The sequence below is a fragment of the Nitratireductor arenosus genome (assembly GCF_009742725.1).
Lineage (GTDB): Bacteria > Pseudomonadota > Alphaproteobacteria > Rhizobiales > Rhizobiaceae > Mangrovimarina > Mangrovimarina arenosa.
The window spans coordinates 1-3,627 of the sequence record NZ_WPHG01000013.1; the positions used below are offsets into that span (position 1 = coordinate 1).

The 3,627-nt window shown below is 54.9% G+C and carries 6 protein-coding genes; 2 read left to right on the forward strand and 4 right to left on the reverse strand.

The window, feature by feature from the left end:
- Positions 1–23 precede the first annotated feature (23 nt).
- A complete protein-coding gene (locus tag GN330_RS23325; RefSeq protein ID WP_156716163.1) occupies positions 24–656 on the reverse strand; it encodes an NYN domain-containing protein in 633 nt (210 codons plus the stop codon).
- Positions 657–779: 123 nt separating this feature from the next.
- The gene (locus GN330_RS23330; protein ID WP_210252330.1) at positions 780–1,664 is read right to left on the reverse strand and encodes a DDE-type integrase/transposase/recombinase; all 885 of its coding nucleotides are present in this window, start codon (positions 1,662–1,664) and stop codon (positions 780–782) included.
- 652 nt (positions 1,665–2,316) lie between these two features.
- Here GN330_RS23330 and GN330_RS23335 point away from each other — a divergent pair.
- Positions 2,317–2,712: a helix-turn-helix domain-containing protein gene (locus GN330_RS23335; protein ID WP_156716165.1), complete on the forward strand. Its 396-nt coding sequence runs from the start codon at positions 2,317–2,319 to the stop codon at positions 2,710–2,712.
- A 3-nt stretch (positions 2,713–2,715) separates the two neighbouring features.
- A complete protein-coding gene (locus GN330_RS23340; RefSeq protein WP_156716167.1) occupies positions 2,716–3,114 on the forward strand; it encodes a hypothetical protein in 399 nt (132 codons plus the stop codon).
- Here the strand turns inward: GN330_RS23340 and GN330_RS23345 are convergent.
- Positions 3,111–3,347, reverse strand: a complete 237-nt coding sequence (locus GN330_RS23345; protein WP_343041096.1) for an RNA-binding protein — start codon at positions 3,345–3,347, stop codon at positions 3,111–3,113. The genes GN330_RS23340 and GN330_RS23345 overlap by 4 nt on opposite strands.
- The gene (locus tag GN330_RS23350; protein WP_156716169.1) at positions 3,344–3,532 is read right to left on the reverse strand and encodes a hypothetical protein; all 189 of its coding nucleotides are present in this window, start codon (positions 3,530–3,532) and stop codon (positions 3,344–3,346) included. Before GN330_RS23350 ends, GN330_RS23345 begins: the two co-directional genes overlap by 4 nt.
- Between the last annotated feature and the right edge of the window lie 95 nt (positions 3,533–3,627).

A 3,627-nucleotide genomic window follows, 5' to 3' on the forward strand; every position in this document is an offset into this window, starting at 1 on the left:
GGGTAGTGTCTCAGTTTGAAAACCTACGGCGCATGGCGGGGCCGGTAGTCCGTAGAGTCTATGCAGGCATCATAAAACGTCTGATCCATCTTACACCACGTGGTCTTATCGATTCCGCGTCCCGACGTTGCATTTGGCCCTGATGGGAATGGGCAACAGATATGCAGCCAACGATCCTGCTCTTTGGCAATGGCACGGACCTCTTGAACCACTTCCGCAAGGTCTTGGTCTTGGCTGAAAATGACCGCGACATCCCACTGTTTTGTTCGAGCCGTTGAGACGACATCAAGCGCCAGCCGAATATCGATTCCCTTTTCCTGTGGAGTGGTGACTATCTTTTTAGCGCCGTCTCCGCCCGCAACCTCTTCCTTGCGATACCGCAGTGGACGCGTAGTAACGTGTATCCCTGCACGCTTCATTTGCAGAACACGATTGGCCCAATAGCCAGCCCACATCGGAGTTTCTAACGCGCTCGGAACCCCGGTGTAGAAGCGGACCAAATTCGGCTTCCAACCATGCAGCGCGCAAACTGCATCGTGAAGTTTGATCGGATCGTAATTGGGATGATGGTGCCCGAAGGCATCCTTCGCATGCTGATAAAGATTTTGGCCGTCAATAAATGCCATCGCGTGCTTTATTTGGGGTTCATCTGCCATGAGCGACCCCGAAAATGGAAACCCCGCCGGGGGCTGTTTCCAGCCAGGTCCGACGGGGGGCTAATGACGCACCATAAGTGCGCACACTATAACGAATTGTCAACGAGAAAGGTTGCGACAAAATTACCCCCGCCTTTTGTAAGGGCCGCGCGGCCCTGGTTTTGGCGCAACCGCATCCATCATGCCGCAGAGATCGTCCATGGTCCAGAGCTTCTCCGTCACGCCAGCGGCCATTGCGGGCGTCATGCGCAGCGTCTTGTGCATTTTGATGAAATTATACCAGACCGTGTAAATCGCAACCATATGCACGTGGTTCTCAAATTTCTTCGAGAACGCATTCGTGAGGCGGGTAAAGCGGCGATTTGCCATGCGCATCGTCAGGTTGGCGCGCTCAACATGTGACGTGCTGACGAAGGCCGGATCGGGGTTGCCTTCGATCTTCGTCTTGCGGGCTCCGGTGCAGACGGCGGGGCTATAGCGGCGCTCTTGCGGGACGGCTCGGCCTTCTGGTTCGCCGTACATCTTCACGAGCATCGCATAGTCGATATCGGCGCCGAACGCTTCCTCGACCGCGTTGAGGTACGCCTTGTGTCCATCGGTCGTGAGCTGGACGCGATTGGCGAGGCGGTCCTTCACGTCGTCCATGAAGGCCAGCGCGTACTCGCCATCACGCCCGCCGACCAGCCACGAAATGATGAGCTTGCTTTCGCTATCCAGCGCGGTCCAGGTCCACGTGTCGCCAGCGCCTTCCACCGGGTTTTTCATGCTGGCGACGTTCTTCTGCTTCGCTGCCGTGAAGCTCCAGATTTCGTCGCACTGGACGAGCGTTGCCTTCACGTTCCGGACTTCGCGGTCGTGCAACGCAGCGCAGAACGTTCCCGCGTCAACGAGTAGCTTCGAAACCGTGTTGATGGACACGTCGCACACACGAGATATCGAACGCATGGACGATCCCTCGCAGAGCATGGAGAGGATTTGGACGCGGGCTTTCAGAGGCAGTTTGTTCATGCCCCTAATATGTGAACTTTTATGCTTAATGTCAAGCATATTAAGTGCAGTTTCAATCGGATTCGCGTTTGCTGCCTCCTTCAGATATTTTTGCAAGCATCCCATTGCGAGGGCGAGAATTAACATTTATGTTAATGTCCGATGCGATAGCTGAGGCGAAACGGAATGGCAAGCTTATCGCTGCCCGGCCCATAACTTCATGGGCCGGTGAACCGCGAGCTTTCCTGATGTGCGTGCCATTACAGGAGGCAATCCGACTGGGCCGATCTAGCAATGATGAGAGAGAGAGACGACGGTGGGCTACTTTGGAGGCGGCAATTAGCCACTTCATTGAGGGTAGAAGGGTTACGGATAACCTTGTGAAACAGCTTCAACCTCCAAAATACGAACATTGGGAACTGAGGAGTCGTAAGCCAAGGCCGTCTCTCAGGGTGTTCGGACGGTTTGCCATGCCTGATGTCTTCGTTGGCACTCACATTGAAAGACGCGACCAACTTGGCGGCATGTGGTCGGCGCAGTTTGAGTACCACAAACTTGTATGTGAAGATCATTGGCGAGACGCGGGGCTACCGGAACCCTTCTCTGCCCCACCTGATTTTCGGTACGAGAGTTACATCACGTTCAACGCAGGGAGAAAAATAAAGGTGCCGTTATGAGCTACAATTATGAAGCCGCCCTGTACGCGGAGCGGAATAAGAACCGCGTCTATGACGTCGTCATTGAGGCGCTGGAAAAGGCTGCCGAGCACCAAGGCGTTACGCGCGTCGAGATTGCCAAGAGAATTGGTAGAAAGCCGTCGCAGGTATCGCGTTGGCTTTCTGGTCCAGGCAACTGGACCTTAGATACAGTAAGTAACCTGCTTTTCGCTATCGATGCTGAAATGGACTACAGAGTCGCGTTTCATGCCGACCGGGCAAAATCAAATGTTCACCACTTAGCATCCCTGCCGGTGAGCGGTTCTGCTGTTATTTCAGGGCAGCAGGGAAGTTTTTCGGACAGTGCGTCGTCGTCGGTGGAACCTACCGTTTGCCAGGTTGGGAACGGATAAACTGTGGCAAAGCTGCTTAAATTCGGCAACGCGATAGTGTGCGAGTTCGCCGCTAAAGGCGAGCGCAACAAGCACACGTTGGTCAACGTCTTTTCTGGAGACATCGTGGTGCAGCAGATGCCTGCGCGGCTCCATCTCGGGCTGTATGTTGAATACCTACCCGAAGTGGAAGGTAATCAGGACATCTCGCTGCGGATCAAGTTGGATGAGAAGGTTTTCGCAAAATTTCAGGTTAAGTTTAAGGAACTCTCGGCCAAATCGCCGACCGCTATTGTCATTCAAGCGATGCAGGTCGGAATCGACAACGATGCAGTTTTCTCCGTCGAAGCCGAAAGTCAGGGGTATCGAAACACCAAGGTGCTCTCGAAACGAATCTACCAAGGGAGAATAGCGGCAGTTTAGCCCTTGCTCCACCGCTTCTGCGCAGCCTTCCGCGCAATCTCCGCGCGCCGCTCCGGTGACAGGTTGGCGGCGCGCTTCTTGCCACCCTTCGCGCCAAGCTCTTTCGCGGCAGCGTCCTTGCCGTCGTCGGGCGTTTCGTCCTTGTCCTCGCCGGTCGCAATGCGCATGACCTTCACGGCATTGCCGATAACGTCGGCAGGGCGCTTCTGGCCTTTAGGTCCGGTTGGCATCATTCAGTCTCCGCGAGCGGCCATCTGCGATAAGCGACAATCCACATAACGAGGATAAAGCCAAGAGGCAGGAAGCATAGCAACGCCCATGCTGTGGTCATCCCGACGCGGCCAAGCAATTTCCAGGATGGAATGATCGTCAGCGCTACGAGTATCAAATACGGCAGAAAGCCGATTGCACTCTCCATTCTTGCCTCCCATGCTTTCCGTTAAGCATATAGGAGTTCGAGCCCCGGCGCGACAACCGCGTTCGCGGCGTCAGATTTCAAACTGAGACACTACC